This is a genomic window from Flavobacterium sp. IMCC34852, assembly GCF_030643905.1.
GTDB classification, from domain to species: domain Bacteria; phylum Bacteroidota; class Bacteroidia; order Flavobacteriales; family Flavobacteriaceae; genus Flavobacterium; species Flavobacterium rivulicola.
In genome coordinates this window covers 214,364-239,118 of the sequence record NZ_CP121446.1, presented here as the reverse complement: position 1 = coordinate 239,118, position 24,755 = coordinate 214,364, and the positions used below count along the sequence as shown (strand labels likewise).

17 protein-coding genes and 1 tRNA gene are annotated in these 24,755 nt (G+C 38.2%); 14 read left to right on the top strand and 4 right to left on the bottom strand.

The window, feature by feature from the left end:
* Nucleotides 1-47: 47 nt before the first annotated feature.
* Nucleotides 48-3,326, bottom strand: a complete 3,279-nt coding sequence (locus tag P7V56_RS01055; RefSeq protein WP_171221521.1) for a glycosyltransferase family 117 protein — start codon at nucleotides 3,324-3,326, stop codon at nucleotides 48-50.
* Nucleotides 3,327-3,587: 261 nt separating this feature from the next.
* Here P7V56_RS01055 and P7V56_RS01050 point away from each other — a divergent pair.
* Nucleotides 3,588-3,658, top strand: a tRNA-Gln gene (locus P7V56_RS01050).
* A 116-nt stretch (nucleotides 3,659-3,774) separates the two neighbouring features.
* On the opposite strand, the gene P7V56_RS01045 is transcribed toward P7V56_RS01050, so the two are convergent.
* Nucleotides 3,775-4,599 carry a universal stress protein gene (locus P7V56_RS01045; RefSeq protein ID WP_171221522.1) on the bottom strand — a complete coding sequence of 275 codons (825 nt, stop codon included), beginning with the start codon at nucleotides 4,597-4,599 and terminating at the stop codon, nucleotides 3,775-3,777.
* 171 nt (nucleotides 4,600-4,770) lie between these two features.
* On the opposite strand from P7V56_RS01045, the gene rimP reads away from it, so the two are divergent.
* Genes rimP through infB form a run of 3 tightly spaced genes read left to right on the top strand, consistent with a single transcriptional unit; the run spans nucleotide 4,771 to nucleotide 9,263 of the window.
* Nucleotides 4,771-5,238 (top strand): ribosome assembly cofactor RimP, encoded by a 468-nt coding sequence (gene rimP, locus P7V56_RS01040; protein ID WP_171221597.1) that lies wholly within the window; start codon nucleotides 4,771-4,773, stop codon nucleotides 5,236-5,238.
* Nucleotides 5,239-5,246: 8 nt separating this feature from the next.
* On the top strand, nucleotides 5,247-6,488 hold the full coding sequence (gene nusA / locus P7V56_RS01035) for a transcription termination factor NusA (protein WP_171221523.1): 1,242 nt from the start codon (nucleotides 5,247-5,249) through the stop codon (nucleotides 6,486-6,488).
* Between the two features lie 36 nt (nucleotides 6,489-6,524).
* Nucleotides 6,525-9,263 (top strand): translation initiation factor IF-2, encoded by a 2,739-nt coding sequence (gene infB, locus P7V56_RS01030; protein WP_171221524.1) that lies wholly within the window; start codon nucleotides 6,525-6,527, stop codon nucleotides 9,261-9,263.
* Between the two features lie 37 nt (nucleotides 9,264-9,300).
* Here the strand turns inward: infB and P7V56_RS01025 are convergent, their stop codons facing one another.
* Entirely contained in the window at nucleotides 9,301-9,690 is a 390-nt protein-coding gene (locus P7V56_RS01025) for an SPOR domain-containing protein (RefSeq protein ID WP_171221525.1), read from the bottom strand.
* Nucleotides 9,691-9,908: 218 nt separating this feature from the next.
* Between P7V56_RS01025 and P7V56_RS01020 the strand changes: the two genes are divergently transcribed.
* The 10 genes from P7V56_RS01020 (at nucleotide 9,909) to queG (ending at nucleotide 23,613) form a co-directional block, all read left to right on the top strand.
* Nucleotides 9,909-11,255, top strand: coding sequence for a c-type cytochrome (locus P7V56_RS01020; RefSeq protein WP_171221526.1), 1,347 nt, complete (start codon nucleotides 9,909-9,911; stop codon nucleotides 11,253-11,255).
* Between the two features lie 32 nt (nucleotides 11,256-11,287).
* Nucleotides 11,288-14,350 carry a TAT-variant-translocated molybdopterin oxidoreductase gene (locus tag P7V56_RS01015; RefSeq protein WP_171221527.1) on the top strand — a complete coding sequence of 1,021 codons (3,063 nt, stop codon included), beginning with the start codon at nucleotides 11,288-11,290 and terminating at the stop codon, nucleotides 14,348-14,350.
* A gap of 39 nt (nucleotides 14,351-14,389) precedes the next feature.
* Nucleotides 14,390-15,799 carry an NrfD/PsrC family molybdoenzyme membrane anchor subunit gene (nrfD, locus tag P7V56_RS01010; RefSeq protein WP_171221528.1) on the top strand — a complete coding sequence of 470 codons (1,410 nt, stop codon included), beginning with the start codon at nucleotides 14,390-14,392 and terminating at the stop codon, nucleotides 15,797-15,799.
* Nucleotides 15,800-15,807: 8 nt separating this feature from the next.
* Nucleotides 15,808-16,335: a DUF3341 domain-containing protein gene (locus tag P7V56_RS01005; protein ID WP_171221529.1), complete on the top strand. Its 528-nt coding sequence runs from the start codon at nucleotides 15,808-15,810 to the stop codon at nucleotides 16,333-16,335.
* Nucleotides 16,336-16,343: 8 nt separating this feature from the next.
* Entirely contained in the window at nucleotides 16,344-16,907 is a 564-nt protein-coding gene (locus P7V56_RS01000; protein ID WP_171221530.1) for a c-type cytochrome, read from the top strand.
* 27 nt (nucleotides 16,908-16,934) lie between these two features.
* Entirely contained in the window at nucleotides 16,935-18,467 is a 1,533-nt protein-coding gene (locus tag P7V56_RS00995; protein WP_171221531.1) for a ribonuclease E domain-containing protein, read from the top strand.
* 19 nt (nucleotides 18,468-18,486) lie between these two features.
* A complete protein-coding gene (locus tag P7V56_RS00990) occupies nucleotides 18,487-19,674 on the top strand; it encodes a cytochrome c oxidase subunit II (protein WP_171221532.1) in 1,188 nt (395 codons plus the stop codon).
* 22 nt (nucleotides 19,675-19,696) lie between these two features.
* Nucleotides 19,697-21,496, top strand: coding sequence for a cytochrome c oxidase subunit I (locus tag P7V56_RS00985; protein ID WP_171221533.1), 1,800 nt, complete (start codon nucleotides 19,697-19,699; stop codon nucleotides 21,494-21,496).
* An 81-nt stretch (nucleotides 21,497-21,577) separates the two neighbouring features.
* A complete protein-coding gene (gene ruvB / locus P7V56_RS00980) occupies nucleotides 21,578-22,600 on the top strand; it encodes a Holliday junction branch migration DNA helicase RuvB (RefSeq protein ID WP_171221534.1) in 1,023 nt (340 codons plus the stop codon).
* 89 nt (nucleotides 22,601-22,689) lie between these two features.
* Nucleotides 22,690-23,613 (top strand): tRNA epoxyqueuosine(34) reductase QueG, encoded by a 924-nt coding sequence (gene queG, locus P7V56_RS00975; protein ID WP_171221535.1) that lies wholly within the window; start codon nucleotides 22,690-22,692, stop codon nucleotides 23,611-23,613.
* Here queG and P7V56_RS00970 read toward each other — a convergent pair.
* A complete protein-coding gene (locus P7V56_RS00970; protein ID WP_171221536.1) occupies nucleotides 23,597-24,622 on the bottom strand; it encodes a LacI family DNA-binding transcriptional regulator in 1,026 nt (341 codons plus the stop codon). The genes queG and P7V56_RS00970 overlap by 17 nt on opposite strands.
* Between the last annotated feature and the right edge of the window lie 133 nt (nucleotides 24,623-24,755).

Below are 24,755 nucleotides of genomic sequence, written 5' to 3'. Positions count from 1 at the left end.
CCAAAATGAATAATCAGATTGGCACATCTTCAAGTTTTACTTTTTGGTTATTCTAATTCTCTTCCGAAACGGGTGAATCGTTGTGCCAAAGAATTGAAAGCCGGTTTGTTTTTATTATAAAATTCTAAATCTCCGCGATCTTTCATCAGTGTCAATAAACTTCTGTAGCGTTCAATATCGGTGATAATATCAGAAGCGATTCCGTTTTGGATAGAAGGTTGAATCCCGGCGAAATAAGTTAGATTTTGTTTGTATTTAGTGAGTAGCTTTTCGAGAATTTGACGCGCTTTTGCTTTTTCTCCGATAGCGTAGTAACCACCAACAAATGGTTCTACCATAGTATAGTAGCCATAATAATCCATTGGCATTTTGGTCATAGCCATATCCAAAACTTTTTTGGCTTTATCTTTTTTACCTTCATTGATTAATTGTTCCATCAACCTGGCCATATTGGTTCGGTAAGAGATGCTGTTTTTACGGGTTTCCGGGTCGTGGTAGATGTTGGTGCTTTCGCCATTACCCCAATCCCATTTCATTACCAAATTATACATTTTATCGGTATCAATTTGGCCCATTTCATAAGGGTTATCTTTGTCAACAGTCGTTTTAACCGGTACTAATTTATATACCAAACCGTCTAATTGAAGGTAATCCTTCATCCACAAATAATCATCGTCCCCAAAACTTCCGCCGGTGAAATAAATTGGTCGTTTCCAATTGTTATTGGCCAATACATCCAACATCATTAAGCGGTTTTTGTACATTGCGCTTCCTTTGATGTCTAAATCAATATACGGAACAATAGAATCATGGTATTTTGGGTTGACTACATTGTTCTTGATGATAGTGTTTTTATCTACCGGAATTCTGATTTTATTGGTTGGGTAAAAATGGATAGTTTGTCCGTTTTGCAACTCAATGGTAGATTCCGGGTTTTTTATAAAATCAATAAAGCCTTTGATGTCCCAACGAGCATCTGTTTTCGGGATATGGGCAACATAATCTAAATTATCACCAACATATTCGCTGTGTTTGAACGAAATCGGTAAACCTTCGGCGTCGTAGGTTTTGAATTTGGCTTGATCAATATTCCAATCGGTCATGAATAATTGGGTATTGATAATCTTAATGTCCGGTCTTACTCCTTCAATTTCTTGGGCATACCAAAGCGGAAAAGTATCATTATCTCCGATAGTGAAAAGAATAGCATTCTTGTCACAAGAATTGAGGTAATTTTTCGCCATGGCAGTTGCTGTGTAGCGGTTAGAACGGTCGTGGTCATCCCAGTTTTGACTGGCCATCAGTACCGGAGCAGCCAATAGACATGCGCCAATTATTATTGGTCCAACTAATTTTGATTTAACATAATCGGATACAATTTCGTAGATGGCATAGACGCCGAATCCGAGCCAAATGGCAAAAACATAAAAAGAACCTACCAGGGCATAATCTCGTTCTCTTGGTTCAAAAGGTCTTTCGTTCAGGAATATTTTTAACGCAATACTGGTGAATAAAAACAACGCTAATAAAACATAGAAACTCTTTAAATCTCTTTGTGCGTGGTACATCAGTCCTATTAAACCGATGATAAACGGTAAGAAGTAATAAACATTTCTTCCTTTGTTATTTTTTACATCGTCGGGCAAGTTTTCTTGAGTGCCTTTGCCTAAGTGTATTTCGTCTACGAATTTTATACCGCTAATCCAATTGCCGTCTAAGTTGTCATATCTTCCTTGGATATCGTTTTGTCTGCCGACAAAATTCCATAACAAATACCTTCCGTACATGTAACCGAATTGGTACTCAATCATAAAACTGATATTGTCCCAAGTAGAAGGTTTTTCAACGACCAAATAATCGCTGTATTTTTTCAGGAAGGCCACATAGTCTTCGTTGTCAATTTGTTTTTGTTGGTAAGCGGATTTAAATTCATTGATATTCTTTTGCATTTCCTCTTTTAACTGGGCAACAGCCTGCATCACTTGTTCTTCACTTAAACTGTCTAAATCGACACCATATTGAGCCAAATCTTCCTCATAAGGGTAATTTTGATTCAAGGTGAATTTAGGAACGCCGGTAAATTGAATGTAATTTTCGATATGATCAGTACTCCAAAGTCTTGGCAGTACAGCCTTGTGATTGTCATCGGTGTTTTGTTCGGCATTTTTGTAATTGTTTACAATGACATATTTTCCGGTTTTATAATCTCTTTCGTAATTGGGTGCTTTGTCTAAATAAGGTTGGTCTTCATCCAAACCGGCAAAAGTATCGGTGTATTGCGGTCCGTAAAACAACGGATTAACACCATATTGTTCTCTGTTGTAATAGGCTAAAACTTCCGCAGCATCTGAAGGTTTGTTTTCATTAATGACCACATTGGCATTGGCACGAATCGGTAACATCATCCATGTAGAAAAGCCGATTAAGACAAAGAGTATACACAACAAAGCGGTATTGTAAAAAGGATGGCCTTTTTCACGAGTATATTTCAATCCGAAATAGAAAAAAACAACAATCAATAATACGGCAAAGATGGTTCCTGAGTTAAACGGTAAACCAATGCTGTTCACCATGAAAATCTCCATTTTTCCGAAGAAAGCCAGCGTGTAAGGCAACAATAATTTGAAAATAAACAATAATATGGCAACTATAATAATATTGGCCATAATAAAATTTTTAAGTGTGACTGTTTTCCAGTTTTTAAAGTAGTATAAAAACCCTATAGACGGAATAGTCAGCAAGGCCATGAAGTGAACCCCAAAAGAAAGTCCGACAACGAGTGATATTAATAGTAACCAACGATTTCCTTTTGGCGTATGCATGTCTTGTTCCCATCGCAATCCAAGCCAAAACAATAGTGCAATTAATAATGATGCCATGGCATAAACTTCGGCTTCAACCGCACTGGCCCAAAAGCTATCTGAAAAGGTGAAGGCTAAAGAACCTACCAGTGAACTTCCTAAAATAACTACAGATTTGTTTTGGTCTACTTCCGTGTATGAGGAAATAATTTTCTTTAACAAAATAGAAGACGACCAAAACATGAACAAAATGGTGAACGCACTTGAAAACACAGACATCATATTTACCATCAGCGCTATGGTTTCTTTGCTTGTGGCAAACATGGCAAAGAAAGCTCCGAGAATTTGGTAAAGTGGCGCTCCGGGCGGATGACCAACTTCCAATTTGGCGGCTGTAGAGATGTATTCGCCACAGTCCCAGAAACTCATGGTTGGCTCAACAGTTAATGAATAAGTGATTAAAGCAATAGTAAATGTTGTCCATCCTAAAATGGTATTCCACTTGTTGAAGTTAAAATTCATCATATAAGTATGAAATGAAGAAGGTTTATTTTTATGGTTACAAAGAAACTACTTTTTTCAACGCAATTAAACGCCGATTAACAAAATTTTCTCAAACGGATAACGAATTAATTACAAGATTATTATACGCCGACAGTCTGATTTTACCGTAGAAGAATTTAATTTTTTCGGATAATTGTTTGTGTAAAATAAAATTTGTTCTAAATTTGCACTCGCATTGAGCAAAACCCGGTATATGCTGAATAAAGCTTAATGTTGAAAAACTGGTCTATGGTGTAATGGTAACACTACGGTTTTTGGTGCCGTCTTTCTAGGTTCGAGTCCTAGTAGACCAACGATAAATCCCGCAATTCGCGGGATTTTTTGTTTATAGCTTGAACGAGAAGTCTTGAGTTTAACCAACAAAAAAGCCTCTCCATTGGAGAGGCTTTTTTGTTGCTGTAAGTTGACTTTAGATTTTAAAAGTAACTACCGGTCTAAGAGCGTGATTTACTAAATCTTCACTAATACTTCCATTGAAGAAATGCGCTAATCCTTTTCGGCCATGAGTACTCATTCCAATTAAATCGGCATCGATGTTGTTAGTAAAATTCAAAACACCGCTTTCAACATTTACATCATTGTAAATGTGGGTTGAAAACTTATTGATAGTAAAATTAGAAACAAAATCATTCATTATTTCTTGGGCCACGTGAGTAGGTTTGAAACTACTTGGCGTATTGATCATTACCAAGTGTAATTCGGCGTCAAATTTATTAGCAAACTCTACTACCTTGGCAAAAGGTTTTTTGATTTCGTCTGCAAAGTCAGAAGCAAAAACAAATTTATTTACTTCAAAATTACCGGCTTCTTTCTTAATGATTAAGACCGGAATATCAGAATTTCTAACCACCTTTTCAGCATTAGAACCGATAAACATTTCTTTAAAACCGCTGGCGCCGTGTGAACCCATTACAATCAAATCAACATCGTTCTTTTTACTGATATTCATGATGCCGTCGAATGCCAATTCAAATTGAATAATCTCTGAAACTTTTATACCTTCCAAACTCGGGTCGTCCATTAAGTCTTCTAATCGGTTGATGGCGGCATTCTTAAAAAGCATAATTTCCGGTAAATCATGACCGCTTCCAACAGCATCGCTTGCCTGATGTGGTAATTCTAACATGTGAAGCAAAAAGATTTCCCCGTTATTTTTTTTGGCGATTTGAGCCGCAACTTTCAATGCGTATCCGGCGTGTTCTGAAAAGTCTGTTGGGACTAAGATTTTTTTCATAATATAAAAAAGTAAATTTTGGATAGGATATTTTAACACAATAAAGGTATTATTTTTTTTTGATTTGGCAATGGATTTTTGATTTATAAAAAAATAACTATATTTGCAGCGTTATTTACCATTTAAAATTAAATAATGAGGGAAGCACTGCTTCCCTCTTTTTATACAAATATGACATTTAAAGAAAAAGTTACCAATTTATTAGAAGAAGGATTACTAGAAAACCCTTCGTTGTTTCTGGTAGATTTAAGCATTTCAGAGAGTTACAAAATTACCGTAACTTTGGATGGTGATAACGGGGTAACTTTGCAAGATTGTATTGATGTTAGTCGAATGATTGAAAACAATCTGGATCGAGAAGAACAAGATTTTTCTCTTGAAGTAGCTTCGGCAGGAGTTTCAACTCCGTTAAAGTTGGTAAGGCAATATAAAAAAAATATTGGTAGAACTTTAAAAGTAAAAACTGCTACCGAAACTATAGAAGCAAAATTAGAGGCAGCTTCAGAAGAAGGCATTATGCTTTCTTGGACTGCCAGGGAACCCAAAAAAATAGGAAAAGGAAAAGAAACGGTGGAGCACAAACGCGAAATTCCTTATTCAGAAATAAAAGAAGCAATTGTTATAATAATATTTAATTAAAATTTGGCATGGAAAATATTGCATTAATCGAATCATTTTCAGAGTTTAAAGACGATAAACTTATTGATCGAGTAACGCTTATGGCGATTTTGGAGGATGTATTTAGAAACGCATTAAAAAAGAAATACGGTTCTGACGACAATTTTGACATCATTATCAATCCTGATAAAGGAGATATGGAGATTTGGAGAAATCGCGTGGTGGTAGCTGATGGTGAAGTGGAAGATGAAAATCAAGAAATTGAATTGTCTGAAGCCAGAAAAATTGAGCCCGATTTTGAAGTAGGAGAAGATGTTTCAGAAGAAGTAAAATTAATTGACTTAGGAAGAAGAGCGATTTTGGCTTTGCGTCAAAATTTGATTTCTAAAATTCACGAACACGACAATACCAATCTTTACAAACAATTTAAAGATTTAATCGGTGAAATTTATACGGCCGAAGTGCACCATGTTCGCCCAAGAGTTGTAATTTTGGTCGATGATGAAGGAAACGAAATCGTGTTGCCGAAAGAAAAACAAATTCCGTCTGACTTTTTCCGCAAAGGCGATAACGTTCGCGGAATCATTGAAAGCGTCGAATTGAAAGGAAATAAACCACAAATAATCATGTCAAGAACGGCAGATAAATTTTTGGAAAAATTATTCGAACAAGAAATTCCGGAAGTATTTGATGGTTTAATTATGATTAAAAAAGTAGTCAGAATTCCGGGTGAAAAAGCCAAAGTAGCCGTAGATTCTTATGACGACAGAATTGACCCGGTAGGTGCTTGTGTTGGAATGAAAGGTTCTCGTATCCACGGAATTGTTCGTGAATTAGGGAACGAAAATATTGACGTGATTAACTATACCAACAACCTACAGTTGTATATCACAAGAGCTTTAAGCCCTGCGAAAGTTTCTTCTGTTAAAATTGACGAAGAGAAAAAAAGAGCGGAAGTGTTCTTGAAATTAGAAGAAGTTTCCAAAGCGATTGGTCGTGGTGGTCACAATATCAAATTAGCCGGATTATTGACCGGTTATGAATTAGACGTAATCAGAGAAGGAAGTGCTATCGAAGAAGATGATGTGGAATTAACAGAGTTCTCAGATGAAATCGATGGATGGGTAATCGATGAGTTTGCCAAAATCGGATTGGATACTGCCAGAAGCATTCTGAACCAAGATGTGGCCGATTTAGTGAGAAGAACCGATTTAGAAGAAGAAACCATTTTAGAAGTAATAAAAATATTGAAAGAAGAGTTCGAGGACTAATTCTTTCGCCAAAATAGATAACATTAAAAAGATTTTATGTCTGAAGGAAATATTAGAATTAATAAAGTTTTAAGGGAATTAAATATTTCTTTGGAAAGAGCTGTGGATTATCTTAAGGATAAAGGCATTGCTATTGAAGCAAGTCCAAACACAAAAATTTCCGATGATGTATATAATATTCTTTGTGGTCAATTTGCCGGAGACAAAGGAAACAAAGAAGCTTCTAAAGGCGTAAGCGAAGAAATCAGAAAAGAAAAAGAAGCCCTTCGACTTGAAAGAGAAAAAGAAATTGAGGACAAGCGTAAAGCCGATGAAGAGCGTCAACGCTTGGAGTTAATCAAAGCAAAAGCGATTGTGACTGCTCCCAAACAAGTTGGTAAAATCGATTTAGAGCCTAAAGCTCCGATTGCAGCAACTCCGGTTGAAACGCCGAAAATTGCAGCAGAACCTCAAGAAAATGTTATCAAGGCTAAAGAAGTTGTTCCATCACCAGAAGTAAAAGTGGCAACGCCAAAAGCAGAAGTTTCTCCAGATACACCGGTAGATGAAACCATCACTACGCAATACCAAAAATTGTCAGGAGCTACGCTAACAGGTCAAGTGATTGATTTATCTCAATTTAATAAACCTAAAAAGAAAAAAGAGGAATTCAAAAAGGACAACAATAAACCCGCTACTCCGAATGATGCTCAAGGCGCAAATAACAATAACGCCAACAAAAATAAGCGCAAAAGAATAGCGCCAAAACCAGGCGATAAACCTGCGATAACCAGCGGTGGTAATACTCAAGGTGGCGGAAACAAATTTGGCAATAAACCAGGCGGATTCCAAAAAGGAGCTCGTCCGGCTATCGTTCAAAAGGTTGAACCAACGGAAGAAGAGGTTAAAAACCAAATTAAAGAAACCTTGGAGCGTCTTCAAGGGAAAGGAAATAAATCAAAAGCGGCTAAGTACAGAAGAGACAAACGTGATACGCACCGTCAAAGAAATGAAGACGAAATGCAAGCCATTGAAGAAGGAAGTAAAGTTCTAAAAGTAACCGAGTTTGTTACCGTAGGAGAAATTGCTACCATGATGGATGTGCCAATCACTAAAGTAATCGGAACATGTATGTCTTTGGGAATCATGGTAACCATGAACCAACGTTTAGATGCAGAAACACTTTCTATCGTAGCTGATGAGTTTGGTTACGAAGTAGAATTTATTACAACCGATATCGAGGAAAATCTTGAAGTAGTTGCCGATAAAGAAGAAGACTTAGTACACAGAGCTCCGATAGTAACGGTAATGGGTCACGTGGATCACGGTAAAACTTCATTGCTGGATTATATTCGTAAAACAAATGTAATCGCAGGAGAATCAGGAGGAATTACACAGCACATTGGCGCCTACGGAGTAGAATTAGACAATGGTCAAAAAATTGCTTTCTTAGATACACCGGGTCACGAAGCGTTTACCGCCATGCGTGCTCGTGGTGCTCAAGTTACAGACATTGCTATCATTGTGATTGCAGCGGATGATGACATCATGCCACAAACCAAAGAAGCCATCAGTCACGCTCAAGCAGCTGGTGTTCCTATGATATTTGCTATCAATAAAGTCGATAAACCGGCAGCAAATCCGGAAAAAATTAAAGAACAATTGGCCGGTATGAATTTATTGGTGGAAGATTGGGGAGGAAAATACCAATCCCAAGATATCTCTGCCAAAGCCGGAACCGGTGTAAAAGAATTACTTGAAAAAGTGTTATTAGAGGCCGAAATTTTAGAATTAAAAGCGAATCCTAATAAACCCGCTCTTGGAACTGTGGTAGAAGCATTCTTAGATAAAGGTAGAGGTTATGTGTCAACCGTTTTGGTACAAGCCGGAACTTTGCGCGTAGGAGATTATGTTTTGGCCGGAAAAAATCACGGTAAGGTAAAAGCCATGCACGATGAAAGAGGTCATAATATTTTAGTGGCCGGACCATCAACGCCAATTTCCATTTTAGGATTAGATGGTGCACCAACTGCCGGTGATAAGTTCAACGTATTTGAAGACGAAAGAGAAGCCAAACAAATTGCAGCCAAACGTACGCAATTATTACGTGAGCAATCGGTTCGTACCCAAAAACACATTACGTTGGCAGAGATTGGTCGTCGTATTGCTTTGGGCCAATTTAAAGAATTGAACATTATCTTAAAAGGAGACGTTGACGGTTCGGTAGAAGCGTTATCTGATTCCTTCTCTAAATTATCTACAGAAGAAATTCAAATCAGAATCATACACAAAGGAGTTGGTGCTATTACTGAATCTGACGTATTGTTGGCTTCAGCTTCTGATGCGATTATTATCGGATTTAATGTTCGACCTTCCGGAAATGCGAAGCAGTTGGCAGATAAAGAGGAAATCGATATCCGAAACTATTCTATTATCTATGATGCTATCGACGACTTGAAAGACGCGATGGAAGGTATGTTATCTCCGGAGATGAAAGAAGAAATCACCGGTACTGCGGAAATCCGCGAGATTTTCAAAGTATCCAAAGTGGGAACTATTGCAGGTTGTATGGTTACTGATGGTAAAATCTTCAGAAACTCTAAAATCCGCTTGATTCGTGAAGGAGTAGTAATTTACACGGGTGAATTAGCCACCTTAAAACGTTTCAAAGATGATGTGAAAGAAGTGGCTAAAGGCTACGATTGCGGTATGCAAATTAAGAACTACAATGATATTCATGAGTTCGATGTAATCGAAGCATTCCAAGAAGTGGAAGTGAAGAAAAAATTAAAATAATATCCCAAAAAAAAGTCCCGATCAATCGGGACTTTTTTTATTTATTAGGTTTAATCAAAAAAGCATTCGGATACTTTTTCTTTAATTCGTTAAGGTTTTTTTCGGCTTCAATACGAGTTTTAAAATTGCCAACCCAAACCTTGTAAGCCGGGGTGCTGAAAACTATAGTGGCATCAATATTTTTATTTTCCTTTTTAAAATCGATCAATGTTTTTTTAGAGTTTTCACTGTCGCCATTGAAGATTTGAATTTTGTACCGATCATTGATGGTGATAGAACTGTTTATTTTTCTTTTTTCATTTAGCAATTGCTCAAATTTCGGGTCTTGACTTACCACAACTTTTTTATCCTGACTAAAGGTTTTTTGAGATAAAAATAAAACTCCTAAGGCAGTAAAAATAAGCTTCGCTTTGTGGAAATATTTCATAATGATTTGATTTTTATACAAATGTAAAATTTAAAAAATTAAACAAAAGACAATTTGTTATTTAGAATTAATATAAATTGGTATTTAAGATATATTTAAGGTTTTGAGAATAGTTCATAAGTCGTATTTTTGTGCAAGTTTTTAATAAAGCGTCGATTTTTAACTGAAATTGGTTCAGAAAAAATCATGCCAACATTAGTCGATAATCATTATATTATATGAAAAAAATGGGTAACCATAATTCGATTTCAAGGAAAATAGTCTTCAGTTTAGCGCTTATGCTAACATTCTCCTTCACTTCATTTTCACAAGCAACACCGCCGGCAACCGACCCAGCAGCAACAGCTCCTGCAACCGATGCGCCTGCGGCAGCAACTGCAGGAGGTGATCCGGTAGCCGGAAAAGCTTTGTTCAACGCCAATTGTGCAGCATGTCACGCTCTTGATAAAAAGATGACCGGTCCGGCATTGAGAGGTGTTTCTGCTAAGTATGACATGGCTTGGATTTACAAATGGGTAAACAACAGTTCTGCCTTAATCAAATCCGGAGATGCAAAAGCCATCAAAATTTTTGAAGAATACAACAAGTCAGTAATGACTGCTTTTCCTCAATTGTCTACAGCTGATATTGATAATATCATTGCTTACACTAACGAGAAAAAAGCAGAAGCCCCAGCAGGAATGGCCCTTGACAAAGGAGGTTTAAAAGCAGACAATGCTGGTGGGATTTCTAATGATGTTATTCTTGGCGCTTTAGCTTTGGTGATGCTAATGTTGGTTGTTATGTTGTTCTTTGTGAACAATGTGTTGACTAAAGTAGCTAAATCAAACGGGATTGAAGTAGCTCAAAAAGAAGCATCATTACCAATTTGGAAAGCATTTGCTAAAAATCAATTCTTGGTTTTTGTATCAGCGGTATTCTTACTGCTGTCAAGCGGATACTTTGTATACGGCTGGATGATGCAAGTGGGCGTTGACCAAGATTACGCACCAATTCAACCTATTCACTATTCACACAGAATTCACGCCGGAAGTAACGGCATCGATTGTAAATACTGTCACTCTGCAGCCAGAGTTAGTAAAAATGCCGGTATTCCTTCGTTGAATGTTTGTATGAACTGTCATAAAAACATTTCTGAAGTTGCGGATACTACAGCTACTCCGGAACACTCTAAAGCATTCTATGACGGAGAAATCCAAAAGTTATATGATGCTGTAGGTTGGGATAAATCAACTCAAAAATACACCGGAAAAACAAAACCTGTTAAATGGGTTCGTATTCACAACTTGCCGGACTTTGCTTATTTCAATCACTCACAACACGTAACGGTTGCCGGTATTGAATGTCAAAAATGTCACGGTCCTGTTCAAGAGTACGAAATACAAAAACAATTTGCACCATTAACTATGGGTTGGTGTATCAAGTGTCACCGTGAAACTGATGTTAAGATGGAAGGCAATGCTTATTACACTAAAATTCACGAAGAACTTTCTAAAAAATATGGCGTAGAAAAATTGACTGCGGCGCAAATGGGAGGTTTAGAATGTGGTAAGTGCCACTATTAATCAAATTATTAAGAAGCTAATATTTATATACGATGTCATCGAACAAAAAATACTGGAAAAGTGTTGAGGAGCTAAACGAAAATAGTTCTATTGTTGAGGCGCTTAGAAATAATGAATTTGTGGAGCCAATTCCAACAGATGAATTTTTATCAGACAAAGATTCATTATCTTCTTCTTCAACAACTCGTCGTGATTTCTTGAAATACGTTGGATTCAGTACAGCTGCCGCTACTTTGGCTGCTTGTGAGGGTCCGGTACACAAATCTATACCTTACGTTTTACAACCGGAGCAAATTATTCCGGGTGTTGCAGATTATTTTGCAACAACTATGTTTGACGGTTTTGATTTTGCTAATGTGTTGGTAAAATCAAGAGAAGGTCGTCCGATCAAAATTGAAAATAACACTATAGCCGGTGCTAAGTTTACTGCCAATGCCAGAGTTCACGCTTCTGTATTGTCATTATATGACAGCATGCGTCTTAAAGTGACTAAAGTGGGTCAAAAAGATGCTTCATGGAAAGAAGCAGATTCAAAAATAAAAGCAAGTCTGGCAGAAGCTAAAGCTAAAGGCGGACAAGTGGTTTTATTAACAAATACTTTGGCAAGTCCATCAACGGAAAAGTTAATCGCTGAATTTATTGCTCAAAACCCAACGGCTAAACACGTGGTTTACGATGCGGTTTCAGAATCTGCCGCTTTAGATGCTTTTGAAGCGGTTTATGGTGAAAGAGCTTTGGTGGATTACGATTTTTCTAAAGCCAACACTATTGTATCTATTGATGCAGATTTCTTAGGTGATTGGCAAGGTGGAGGATTCGACAGTGGATATGCGCAAGGTAGAATTCCACAAAAAGGAAAAATGTCTAAACACTATCAGTTTGAAGCCAATATGACTTTGTCAGGTGCTGCTGCTGATAAACGTGTACCAATGACGGTAGCTAACCAAAAATTAGCTTTAGTTAAAATATATAACATCGTTACCGGTGCTTCAGTTGGTCTTGGAAAAGTAGCTAATGAAGAAGAAGTGGTTAAAGCAGCTCAACAGTTGAAAGCGGCCGGTTCAAAAGGACTTTTGGTTTCCGGTATTCAAGATAAAAATGCACAGTTATTGGTTTTGGCTATTAACCAAGCTTTATCAAGTGAAGCTTTCTCAACGGTAGGAACACGTCAAATCAGAAAAGGTTCTGATGCTAAAGTAACTCAATTGTTAGCAGATATGAGTGCAGGAAGCGTTCATACTCTAATTATGAGTGGTGTGAATCCGGTTTACACTTTGGCAGGTGGAAAAGCTTTTGCTGAAGCATTGAAAAAAGTTAAATTATCGGTAGCCTTCTCTTTGAAAGAAGACGAAACGGCTTCGCTTACCAATATCGCTGTTCCTGCTCCTCATTATTTGGAGTCTTGGAATGACTTAATGTTGACCAAAGGTACTTATTCATTGGTTCAACCAACGATTCGTCCGTTATTCAGTTCAAAACAATTCCAAGAAGGATTGTTGTCATGGACAGGTAACTCAGCCTCTTATTACGATTACATTAAAGCTAACTCAGCTGCTTACTTAAACGGATTGACTTGGAATAAAGCGGTTCATGACGGTGTTGTTGCAGGTGTAGTTTCTGCTGCCGCAGGTGGTTCAGCAGATTATTCAGCAGCAGCTAATGCTTTGGCACAATCAAAACCGGCTAACGGATTTGAATTGGTATTGTATACTAAAACCGGTATGGGCGATGGCCAACAAGCCAATAACCCTTGGTTACAAGAGTTTCCGGATCCAATTACTAGAGTATCTTGGGATAACTATATTACGGTTTCAAAAGCGGATGCCGACAAAAAAGGACTGGTTAATGAAATCGTAGCTAATGGTGGTTTAAACGGAAGTTATGCTACGGTAAAAGTTGGTGATACTTCTATCACGGCGCCGGTAATTGTTCAGCCGGGTCAAGCCGTTGGGACTATCGGTTTGGCTTTAGGGTACGGTAAAAAAGCCGCTTTAAAAGAAGAAATGCAAGTAGGTGTTAACGCTTACGCTTTATATAATAACTTTAATAATGTACAATCAGCCACTTTAACTAAGGCGGATGGTGAGCATGAATTTGCTTGTGTACAATCGCAAAGAACCTTAATGGGTAGAGGCGATGTTATTAAAGAAACTACTTTAACTGTTTTCACTGCTAAATTTGATGAACCTGAAGTTTGGAATCCAACACCAATGGTTTCATTAGACCACAAAGAGGTGGCGGCAACCTCAGTTGACTTATGGGAATCATTTGATCGTTCGGTAGGACATCACTTTAACTTGTCAATTGATTTGAACGCTTGTACCGGTTGCGGTGCTTGTGTGATTGCTTGTCATGCAGAAAACAATGTTCCGGTGGTTGGAAAATCTGAAGTAAGAAGAAGTCGTGATATGCACTGGTTGCGTATTGACAGATATTATTCTTCTGAAGAAACTTTCGCACAAGACAACGAGAAAAAAGAAAGCTTCAATGGTTTATTTGGAGAAAAAGGATCTTTAGGCGGATTTGGCCAAATGGAAAATCCAAGTGATAATCCACAGGTTGTTTTCCAACCGGTAATGTGCCAACACTGTAACCATGCACCATGTGAGACAGTATGTCCTGTAGCGGCTACTTCTCACGGTCGTCAAGGTCAAAACCAAATGGCATACAACAGATGTGTGGGTACTCGTTACTGTGCTAACAACTGTCCTTACAAAGTGCGTCGTTTCAACTGGTTCTTATACAGCAATAATGAGGAGTTTGATTTCCACATGAATGATGATTTAGGAAGAATGGTTGTGAATCCGGATGTAAACGTTCGTTCTCGTGGAGTTATGGAAAAATGTTCGATGTGTATCCAAAAAACACAATTGACTATACTAACCGCAAAACGTGAAGGCAGAGAAGTAGGTGTGGAAGAATTCCAAACGGCATGTTCTTCTGCTTGTACTACGGGTGCTATGGTATTTGGTGATGTTAACAACAAAGAAAGTAAAGTTGCTAAGTTAGCCGAAGATAATAGAATGTACCACCTATTGGAAAGCGTTGGAACAAAACCAAATGTTTTCTATCACGTAAAAGTTAGAAATACCTAGTATCAAAAAATAATTAATTAAGAAACAATATAAAGGATTATGTCGTCTCACTACGAAGCACCCATTAGAAAACCTTTAGTTATAGGTGATAAATCTTATCACGATGTAACAGTAGATGTCGCTGCGCCTGTAGAAGGTAGAGCCAACAAACAATGGTGGACAGTATTTTCAATAGCATTAGCAGCGTTCCTTTGGGGAATAGGTTGTATAGTCTATACCATCTCTACCGGAATAGGAACATGGGGATTAAACAAAACAGTTGGTTGGGCCTGGGATATCACTAACTTCGTTTGGTGGGTAGGTATCGGTCACGCCGGAACTCTAATCTCTGCGGTATTATTGTTATTCCGTCAAAGATGGAGAATGGCCATCAACCGTTCTGCGGAAGCCATGACCATTTTCTCGGTAATCCAAGCCGGTTTATTCCCAATCATTCACATGGGTCGTCCTTGGTTGGCTTATTGGGTAGTGCCTATTCCAAACCAATTTGGTTCATTGTGGGTTAACTTCAACTCACCGTTACTTTGGGACGTATTTGCGATTTCCACTTATCTTTCAGTATCATTAGTATTCTGGTGGACAGGTTTATTACCGGATTTCGCGATGTTGAGAGACAGAGCCGTAACTCCTTTCACTAAGAAAATTTACTCTATCCTATCTTTCGGATGGAGCGGAAGAGCAAAAGACTGGCAACGTTTTGAAGAGGTTTCTCTTGTATTGGCCGGTTTAGCAACACCATTAGTACTTTCTGTACACACTATTGTATCCTTTGACTTTGCTACTTCGGTAATTCCGGGATGGCATACGACTATCTTCCCTCCGTACTTCGTTGCTGGAGCGGTATTCTCAGGATTTGCGATGGTAAATACTTTACTTATCATCATGAGAAAAGTATCTAACCTTGAAGCTTATATCACCATACAACATATCGAATTGATGAACATTGTAATCATGATTACAGGTTCTATCGTTGGGGTTGCCTATATTACGGAGTTATTTGTAGCTTGGTATTCAGGAGTAGAGTATGAGCAATATGCTTTCTTGAACAGAGCAACCGGTCCTTACTGGTGGGCTTACTGGTCGATGATGACTTGTAACGTATTCTCTCCACAGTTCATGTGGTTCAAGAAATTAAGAACCAGTATTATGTTCTCTTTCATTATCTCGATTGTGGTAAATATCGGTATGTGGTTTGAGCGTTTCGTAATTATCGTAACCTCATTACACAGAGATTATCTGCCATCATCTTGGACGATGTTCCAACCGACATTTGTAGATATCGGAATCTTCATCGGTACGATTGGTTTCTTCTTTGTATTATTCCTTTTATATGCCAGAACATTCCCTGTGATTGCTCAAGCAGAGGTTAAAACAATCTTGAAATCATCAGGAGAGAATTATAAAAAACAGAGAGAATTAGAAGGTCATAATCATTCAGATAAACATTAATATTTGCTATGAGTAGTAATAAAGTTATACACGCAATATACAATGATGATGATGTATTAATGGATGCGGTTCACAAAACCAGAGCAGCTCATCATCATATTGAGGAAATTTTCACTCCTTTTCCGGTTCACGGTTTGGATAAAGCAATGGGATTGGCGCCAACAAGATTGGCTATCTGTGCCTTCATCTACGGATGTATCGGTTTAACCGTGGCAACCACCATGATGAATTATATCATGATTTCCGATTGGCCACAAGACATCGGAGGAAAACCAAGTTTTAGTTATATTCAAAATATGCCGGCTTTCGTTCCGGTAATGTTTGAGATGACCGTATTTTTTGCTGCCCACTTAATGGTAATTACTTTTTACATGAGAAGTAAATTGTGGCCATTTAAACAAGCAGAAAACCCGGATGTAAGAACTACTGATGACCACTTTTTAATGGAAGTGTCTGTTCATGATAATGAAGCAGAATTAGTAAAATTCTTCGAAGGAACAGGAGCAGTTGAAGTAAAAGTAATTGAAAAGCATTAATTTTAGATATGAAAAGTTTACTTAAAATAGCATTTGTGTTTGGTAGCATGGTTTCTTTATCTTCTTGTAAAGATGATTTAAAACCCAACTATCAATACATGCCAAATATGTACGAATCTGTGGCTTATGAAACCTATTCTGAGTCAGATGCTTTCAATTCACCAACTGGTGAAAAAGGAAAGGAAGGACAAATTCCTGCTCAAGGTTCTATCAAAAGAGGATTTGTTCCTTATGAATATCCAAATACTCCGGAAGCCTTAGCCGCTATTAAAGCTTTGAACCCAAAATCACCTCTTGATGCAACTCAAGTGGATATGAAGAAAGGTGAAGAACTATACGGTATCTATTGTGCCATTTGTCATGGTGCTGAAGGAAATGGAAAAGGGAAGTTGGTTACTCAAGAAAAATTCTTAGGGGTTCCAAGTTATGCAGACAGAGTAATCAACGAAGGAAGTGTATTCCACGTAGTGACTTACGGTTTGAACTCAATGGGTTCCCATGCTAACCAATTAAGTCAGGAAGAGCGTTGGTTGGTTGCGGCTTATGTAATGCAACTTAAAAGCAAATTATAATTGTAGAACAAACAGATTCTTATAGATATGTATACATTTTCAAGTAAATTAAAGACCTTTTCCTTTGTCCTAATGATCGTAGGTGTTCTTGGGATTGGTTATGGTTTTTTAACTGCACCTAAAGATATTCAAGAGGTTGAGGCTATTTTGAAAGCTGAAGAAGCTGCACATCACGGTGGTGGACACGGAGCGGCTACTGCTCATGAAGCACCTGCTGAAACGACAACCGAGGCTCATGCTGAACCCGCAAAAAATGAAGCTGAAGCAGCTGTTGCTACAACCGAAGAGGCTCATGCTGAACCTGTAGCTAAAGACTCTGCCACAACATCACATGACACTACTGTTGTAGCAGAAACTCATGCAGCACCTGCAAAAGAAGAAGCTCACACGGAAACTGCTGCTCATGATACCCACGCAACTGCAGGACATGATGACCATAAAGAACACTTAGAACACGTTTTACACCAATTACAAAACAAGCCTTGGGCTGCCTTGTATGTTGCTTGTCTTTTCTTTATGTTGATTGCTCTAGGAGCTTTAGCTTTCTATGCTATCCAACAAGTGGCACAAGCAGGTTGGTCTCCGGTTTTATTCAGAGTAATGCAAGGAATTACAGCTTACCTTTTACCGGGTTCTATTATCTTATTTATCTTATTGTTATTATCAGGTTTACATTTCAACCACTTATTCGTTTGGATGGCTGATGGGGTAACCGATCCGAAAAGCGCTAACTATGACCATTTAATTGCTGGTAAAGCAGGATATTTGAACTTCCCGTTCTGGATTATCAGAGCCGCCATTTTTATCTTCGGATGGAATTTATACAGATACTTATCCAGAAAGAATTGTTTGGCACAAGACGAAGCTACAGACAATTCATTTTACAAGAAGAATTTCAAAATGTCAGCGGCATTCTTAGTATTCTTCATCGTTTCTGAATCTATCATGTCTTGGGATTGGATTATGTCCGTTGACCCACACTGGTTTAGTACTTTATTCGGATGGTATGTGTTTGCCAGCTTCTTTGTAAGCGGTATTACTGCTATCTCAATGGTTACCTTGTATTTAAAATCAAAAGGTTATTTAGAGAATGTTAACTCAAGCCACATCCATGATTTGTCAAAATTCATGTTTGGTATTAGTGTATTCTGGACATACTTATGGTTCTCTCAATTCATGTTGATTTGGTATTCTAATATACCGGAAGAGGTAACATACTTCAAAACCAGAATAGAAGATTTTAACTTGCCGTTTTTCGGAGCAGTTGCTATGAACTTTATTTTTCCATTCTTGGTTTTAATCAATACTGATTTCAAACGTATTTCATGGATTATAGTAATGGCCGGTATCGTTATTTTATTCGGACATTATGTGGATTTCTTCAATATGATTATGCCGGCAACGGTAGGTGACCAATGGTTCATCGGAATCCCGGAAATTTCAGCAATCTTATTCTTCTTTGGATTATTCATCTTTGTAGTATTCAATGCCTTAACTAAAGCACCATTGGTACCAAAACGCAATCCGTTTATCGAAGAAAGTAAACATTTTCATTATTAATATTTAAAGTAAATTACAAATGACAACTCTTTTGGTACTTATAGTTGTAGTTTTATTAGCAGTTGCCTTATGGCAGTTAACAAAAATATTCGACTTAACTCAAGTTGGTGGAAATGTGAATGACACGCAAATAGCAAACGATAACGATAACAAAGTTAACGGTTACTTGATGTTTGCTTTTTTAGGATTTATTTACCTAACCACTATCTACTGTCTTTTAAACTACAGCCACTTTCCATTAATTGGCGACTCAGCTTCGGCACACGGACCTGAAGTTGACAACTTGATGATGATTTCAATGGTTTTAATCTTTTTTGTACAAACCGTTACTCAAGCTTTATTACACTATTTCGCTTTTAAATATAGAGGAAAAGAAGGACAAAAGGCACTTTACTTCGCCGATAACAACAAATTGGAATTTATTTGGAGTATCATCCCTGCAATTGTTTTAGCCGGATTAATTCTATACGGGTTGTATGCTTGGACAAACATTATGTTTGTAGATGAAAAAGACGAAGAAGATGCTATCGTTATCGAACTTTATGCACAACAATTTAAATGGGAAGCCAGATACGCCGGAGCAGATAATGTTTTGGGTAAAGCTAATGTAAGATATATTGAAGGCGTAAATACCTTAGGAGTTGATTTGTCAGATCCAAACGCTCAAGATGATTTTACCTCTGCGGAATTACACATCCCGAAAGGAAAAAGAGTCATCTTCAAAATGCGTTCTCAAGACGTTTTGCACTCCGCTTATATGCCTCACTTTAGAGCTCAAATGAACTGTGTGCCGGGAATGGTAACCGAGTTTTCGTTTATCCCTACTTTGACTACGGCCGAAATGAGAGACAAACCGGCAATGATTGAAAAAGTAGCCAATATCAACTCAATTAGAGCTAAGAAAAGCGAAAAGTTAGTAGCCGAAGGGCAAACAGCATTAGATCCTTATACATTTGATTACTTATTATTATGTAATAAAATTTGTGGAGCTTCTCACTATAACATGCAAATGAAAGTAGTTGTTGATACTCCGGAAGATTATCAAAATTGGTTGAAAGAAAATGCGCCAAAAACTATCGTTCAAGCAGTGAAAACAGCTACAGCAGAAGCTAAAGCTGCCGAAGCTCCGGTACAACCAACTAAAGATTCTACCTCTTCTAACAGCAAAGACACTACTGTAGTGGCTCAAGCAGTAATGAAAAATTAATAAAATTTAAAAGTTTACCTATATGTCAGCAGAAGCTCACAATCACGATCACGGTCACGACGAACACGAACACCACCATAAAGACACGTTCATTACTAAATACATTTTTAGTATTGACCACAAAATGATATCCAAACAGTATTTGATTACCGGTATCATTATGGGTGTAATTGGTGTTGGGATGTCAATGCTTTTCAGAATGCAGTTAGCATGGCCCGAAGAATCTTTTAAAATTTTCAGCTTTTTCCTCGGAGAAAGAATGGCTCCGGGTGGCGTAATGAACAACGAAACCTATTTGGCTTTAGTTACCATTCACGGTACCATCATGGTATTCTTTGTATTAACTGCCGGTTTGAGCGGTACTTTTAGTAACTTGTTGATTCCGTTGCAAATTGGTGCACGAGACATGGCTTCAGGATTCCTAAACATGGTTTCCTACTGGTTATTCTTCTTGTCAAGTGTGGTCATGGTAATTTCCTTATTCGTAGAATCCGGACCGGCATCAGCAGGATGGACGATTTATCCGCCATTAAGTGCCTTGCCTCAAGCCATGTCAGGCTCTGGAGCCGGAATGACTTTATGGTTGGTTTCTATGGCTATTTTCATTGCTTCGTCTTTATTAGGTTCTTTGAACTATATCGTTACGGTAATTAACTTAAGAACCAAAGGAATGTCAATGACAAGATTGCCACTTACCATTTGGGCTTTCTTTATCACAGCTATCATCGGGGTTATTTCTTTCCCGGTATTATTATCAGCTGCCTTGATGTTAATCATGGACAGAAGTTTCGGAACTTCATTCTTCTTGTCTGATATCTACATTGCGGGAGAGGTGTTACATTATCAAGGTGGTTCACCGGTATTGTTCGAGCACTTGTTCTGGTTCTTAGGTCACCCTGAAGTATACATTGTATTATTACCGGCTTTAGGAATTACTTCTGAAATTATTGCCACCAACTCTCGTAAGCCAATCTTTGGTTACAGAGCGATGATTATGTCAATTATTGCCATTGCATTCTTGTCAACCATCGTTTGGGGTCACCACATGTTTATCTCTGGGATGAATCCGTTCTTAGGTTCGGTATTTACCTTCACAACTTTGTTGATTGCAATTCCGTCTGCGGTAAAAGCATTCAACTATATCACAACACTTTGGAAAGGTAACTTACAGTTAAACCCTGCCATGTTGTTCTCTATCGGATTGGTTTCTACCTTCATCACCGGAGGTTTAACCGGAATCATCTTAGGAGACAGTACACTTGATATCAACGTTCACGATACTTACTTTGTTGTAGCTCACTTCCACTTGGTAATGGGTATTTCTGCACTTTACGGAATGTTCGCCGGTATTTACCACTGGTTCCCTAAAATGTTCGGAAGAATGTTGAACAAAAACTTAGGATATGTTCACTTCTGGGTAACTGCAATCTGTGCTTACGGAGTATTCTTCCCAATGCACTTCATCGGAATGGCCGGTTTACCAAGAAGATATTACACCAATACTAACTTCCCGTTGTTCGATGATTTACAAGATGTAAACGTTATCATTACAACGTTTGCCTTAATCGGAGGTGTGTTCCAATTGGTATTCTTATACAACTTCTTCAGTAGCATTTTCTACGGAAAAAGAACGGTTCAAAATCCATGGAAATCAAACACTTTGGAATGGACTGCGCCAATCGAGCACATTCACGGTAACTGGCCTGGTGCCATTCCTGAAGTTCACAGATGGCCTTACGATTACAGCAAACCGGGTCATGATGACGATTTTGTACCGCAAAACGTACCTATGAAACCGGGAGAAGAAGTATTACACCACTAATTCTTACTTAAAATATAGAAAAAGCCTTTCCTGACCGAAAGGCTTTTTTATTAGCAACCAACTTTGTTATATATTTGTGAGATGAATGAAAATTTAGATCCAACCAACCACCGTTTTAACCCGGAAGAAATCGACCTCGAAAAAAAGTTGAGACCGCTTAGTTTTGACGATTTTACCGGTCAAGAACAAGTATTGGAAAATTTAAAAGTGTTCGTAGAAGCTGCAAACCTAAGAGAAGAAGCACTCGACCACACGCTTTTCCACGGACCGCCGGGATTAGGTAAAACCACTTTGGCTAATATTTTAGCCAATGAGTTAGGGGTTGGAATCAAAATCACTTCCGGACCGGTTTTAGACAAACCCGGTGACTTAGCCGGATTACTGACTAATCTCGAAGATAGAGACGTCTTATTCATTGATGAAATTCATCGCTTAAGTCCGGTTGTTGAAGAGTATCTATATTCAGCCATGGAAGATTTCAAAATAGATATCATGATTGAATCCGGTCCCAATGCCCGTAGTGTCCAAATCAATCTCAATCCATTTACTTTAGTTGGTGCCACCACGCGTTCGGGATTACTTACTGCACCCATGCGAGCGCGTTTCGGAATCCAAAGCCGTCTCCAATATTATAATACCGAATTGTTAACCACCATCGTCCAACGTAGTTCAAGCATCCTAAAAATGCCGATTACCATGGAAGCGGCTATCGAAATTGCCGGACGCAGCCGAGGAACACCACGAATTGCCAATGCCTTGTTACGTCGGGTACGCGACTTCGCCCAAATCAAAGGTAACGGTAAAATCGACATTGAAATTGCCCGTTTTTCCCTAAAAGCATTACACGTTGACGCTCACGGTTTAGATGAAATGGACAACAAGATTCTAACCACTATCATCGAAAAATTCAAAGGAGGACCGGTGGGTTTATCTACTTTGGCCACAGCCGTTTCGGAAAGTGGGGAAACCATCGAGGAAGTGTACGAACCATTTTTAATCCAGGAAGGATTCATTATCAGAACGCCGCGAGGAAGAGAAGTAACCGAGAAAGCCTATAAACATTTGGGAAAAATCAATACCAATATTCAAGGCGGACTTTTTTAGGGCATTACCCTTCGGGTCGGGTTTTCCGCACTCGCTTTTTTTGCTGCACAAAAAAGAGCTCAAACAATCGCTCCAACCCCTAATGCAACATGAACGCTAACAAAGAAAAATACACCCAATTCATCAAAGCCGAAGCCAAACGCCTGGGGTTTATGTCTTGCGGAATTTCCAAAGCGGGATTTTTAGAAGAGGAAGCACCAAGATTGGAACAGTGGCTTAACCAAAACCACCACGGCGAAATGAAATATCTCGAGGACCATTTCGACATGCGGTTGAATCCCACTTTACTGGTTGACGGCGCCAAAAGTGTCATTTCTTTGTTGCTCAATTATTATCCGCCCGAAGAACAAATTGTTGGCAGTTACAAAATTTCAAAATACGCCTACGGAAAAGATTACCACAATGTTATCAAGAAAAAACTAAAGAAGTTATTGCGCAGTATTCGAACTGAAATCGGAGAAGTTCCCGGTCGCGCCTTTGTTGATTTTGCCCCCGTAATGGACAAAGCTTGGGCCGCCAAAAGTGGCCTCGGTTGGATGGGTAAAAGTAGTAACTTATTGACCCAACAAGTAGGCTCTTTTTATTTCATAGCCGAACTGATAGTCGATTTAGAATTAGAATACGATAATCCCACAACCAATCATTGCGGTACTTGTACCGCTTGTATAGACGCTTGTCCGACACAGGCCATCATTGCACCATACTTGGTTGACGGCGGCAAATGCATCTCTTACTATACTATTGAACTAAAAGAGCATATTCCTTTAGAAGTAAAAGGGAAATTAGACGATTGGATGTTTGGCTGTGATGTCTGTCAAGACGTTTGTCCGTGGAATAAATTTTCAAAACCACATCAGGAGCCTGCGTTCCAAGCTTATCCTGAATTATTGTCTTATACCAAAAAAGACTGGGAAGAAATCACCGAAGAAACCTTTGCTAAAGTATTCCCCAATTCTCCATTAAAAAGAGCCCAATGGGAAGGCGTCAAAAGGAATATTAATTTTTTGAAGTAGATTCTCTTTCAATAATGTCCGTTTCCAATTCAATAGTTCTGGGTTGAAATGGCAGTAACTCTTTCTTAGTGCTAATCTCCTCCAACAATAATTTAAAGGATTGAACACCCATTTCAAAACTGGGTTGGTCCACAGTGCTCAATTTAGGTGTAATCACTTGCGACATAAACCAGTTACTAAAGCCTATGACTTTTACTTGTTCAGGAACTTTAATGCCAACCTCATTGAAATGGGCCAAAACCCCAACAGCAACCAAATCGGTAATCACAAAGATACCATCCACATCCGGATGGTCGGTCGCAATTTGTTTGGCAAACTCAAGACCTTCTTCAAAAGTCACATTTTTACAAGTGTAAACCAATTTGGAATCGAATGGAATATTGTTTTTTTCCAATGCTTTTTTGTACCCTAAAAAACGATCAATCGCATTTTGAGGATTCACCGGTCCGCGAATATGAGCAATTTTTCGGCAGCCTTTTTGAATCAAATGGTCAACCGCATTAAAAGCAGCTTTCTGGTCATTGATAATCACTTTGGAACATGGAATCAGTTTGGAAATTTTGTCAAACATCACAAAAGGAACTTCTTTGCGAAGTATTTCTTTGATGTGCTCATCATCGTTAGATTCATTTGACAGGGACATGATAATACCGTCCACTCTTTTATTCATCAAAAGCTCCACTTGCTTTTTTTCCAACTCTAAAGATTCATTGGATTGGAGTATAATGACCAAATAACCATTCTTTTCGGCTTCATCGATAATTCCGTTGATAACATTGGAGAAAAAATGATGGACAACCTCTGGGATAATTAACCCAATGGTACGAGATTCTTTGGTTCGTAAATTAACCGCAAAACTGTTAGGAGTGTAACTGAGAGACTGCGCCAAATCTAAAACTGCCTTTCTCGTTTTCGGACTGACATCAGGATAATTTTTCAATGCCTTAGAGACCGTAGTAATAGATATTCCTAAGGTTTCAGCAATTTGTTTCAAAGTAATGTCTCTCATTTAACAAATATCATAAAAAAATCCCAATCTTGTATCGAAAACGTTTTCGGTATTTTCGAAAACGTTTTCGATGACGATTTATTAAAATTTTGTTAACTAAAAATATAATTTCGAAAAATAAACCAACAAAAAT

Excerpts from the sequence above, each read along its gene's own strand:
- ruvB (WP_171221534.1), top strand. The coding sequence starts at position 21,578 with ATGAATGAAAATTTAGATCCAACCAACCACCGTTTTAACCCGGAAGAA.
- P7V56_RS00995 (WP_171221531.1), top strand. The coding sequence starts at position 16,935 with ATGTATACATTTTCAAGTAAATTAAAGACCTTTTCCTTTGTCCTAATG.
- P7V56_RS01020 (WP_171221526.1), top strand. The coding sequence starts at position 9,909 with ATGAAAAAAATGGGTAACCATAATTCGATTTCAAGGAAAATAGTCTTC.
- P7V56_RS01000 (WP_171221530.1), top strand. The coding sequence starts at position 16,344 with ATGAAAAGTTTACTTAAAATAGCATTTGTGTTTGGTAGCATGGTTTCT.
- P7V56_RS00970 (WP_171221536.1), bottom strand. The coding sequence starts at position 24,622 with ATGAGAGACATTACTTTGAAACAAATTGCTGAAACCTTAGGAATATCT.
- infB (WP_171221524.1), top strand. The coding sequence starts at position 6,525 with ATGTCTGAAGGAAATATTAGAATTAATAAAGTTTTAAGGGAATTAAAT.
- P7V56_RS00990 (WP_171221532.1), top strand. The coding sequence starts at position 18,487 with ATGACAACTCTTTTGGTACTTATAGTTGTAGTTTTATTAGCAGTTGCC.
- P7V56_RS01025 (WP_171221525.1), bottom strand. The coding sequence starts at position 9,690 with ATGAAATATTTCCACAAAGCGAAGCTTATTTTTACTGCCTTAGGAGTT.
- P7V56_RS01055 (WP_171221521.1), bottom strand. The coding sequence starts at position 3,326 with ATGATGAATTTTAACTTCAACAAGTGGAATACCATTTTAGGATGGACA.
- P7V56_RS01005 (WP_171221529.1), top strand. The coding sequence starts at position 15,808 with ATGAGTAGTAATAAAGTTATACACGCAATATACAATGATGATGATGTA.
- P7V56_RS01045 (WP_171221522.1), bottom strand. The coding sequence starts at position 4,599 with ATGAAAAAAATCTTAGTCCCAACAGACTTTTCAGAACACGCCGGATAC.
- P7V56_RS00985 (WP_171221533.1), top strand. The coding sequence starts at position 19,697 with ATGTCAGCAGAAGCTCACAATCACGATCACGGTCACGACGAACACGAA.
- rimP (WP_171221597.1), top strand. The coding sequence starts at position 4,771 with ATGACATTTAAAGAAAAAGTTACCAATTTATTAGAAGAAGGATTACTA.
- queG (WP_171221535.1), top strand. The coding sequence starts at position 22,690 with ATGAACGCTAACAAAGAAAAATACACCCAATTCATCAAAGCCGAAGCC.
- nrfD (WP_171221528.1), top strand. The coding sequence starts at position 14,390 with ATGTCGTCTCACTACGAAGCACCCATTAGAAAACCTTTAGTTATAGGT.
- P7V56_RS01015 (WP_171221527.1), top strand. The coding sequence starts at position 11,288 with ATGTCATCGAACAAAAAATACTGGAAAAGTGTTGAGGAGCTAAACGAA.
- nusA (WP_171221523.1), top strand. The coding sequence starts at position 5,247 with ATGGAAAATATTGCATTAATCGAATCATTTTCAGAGTTTAAAGACGAT.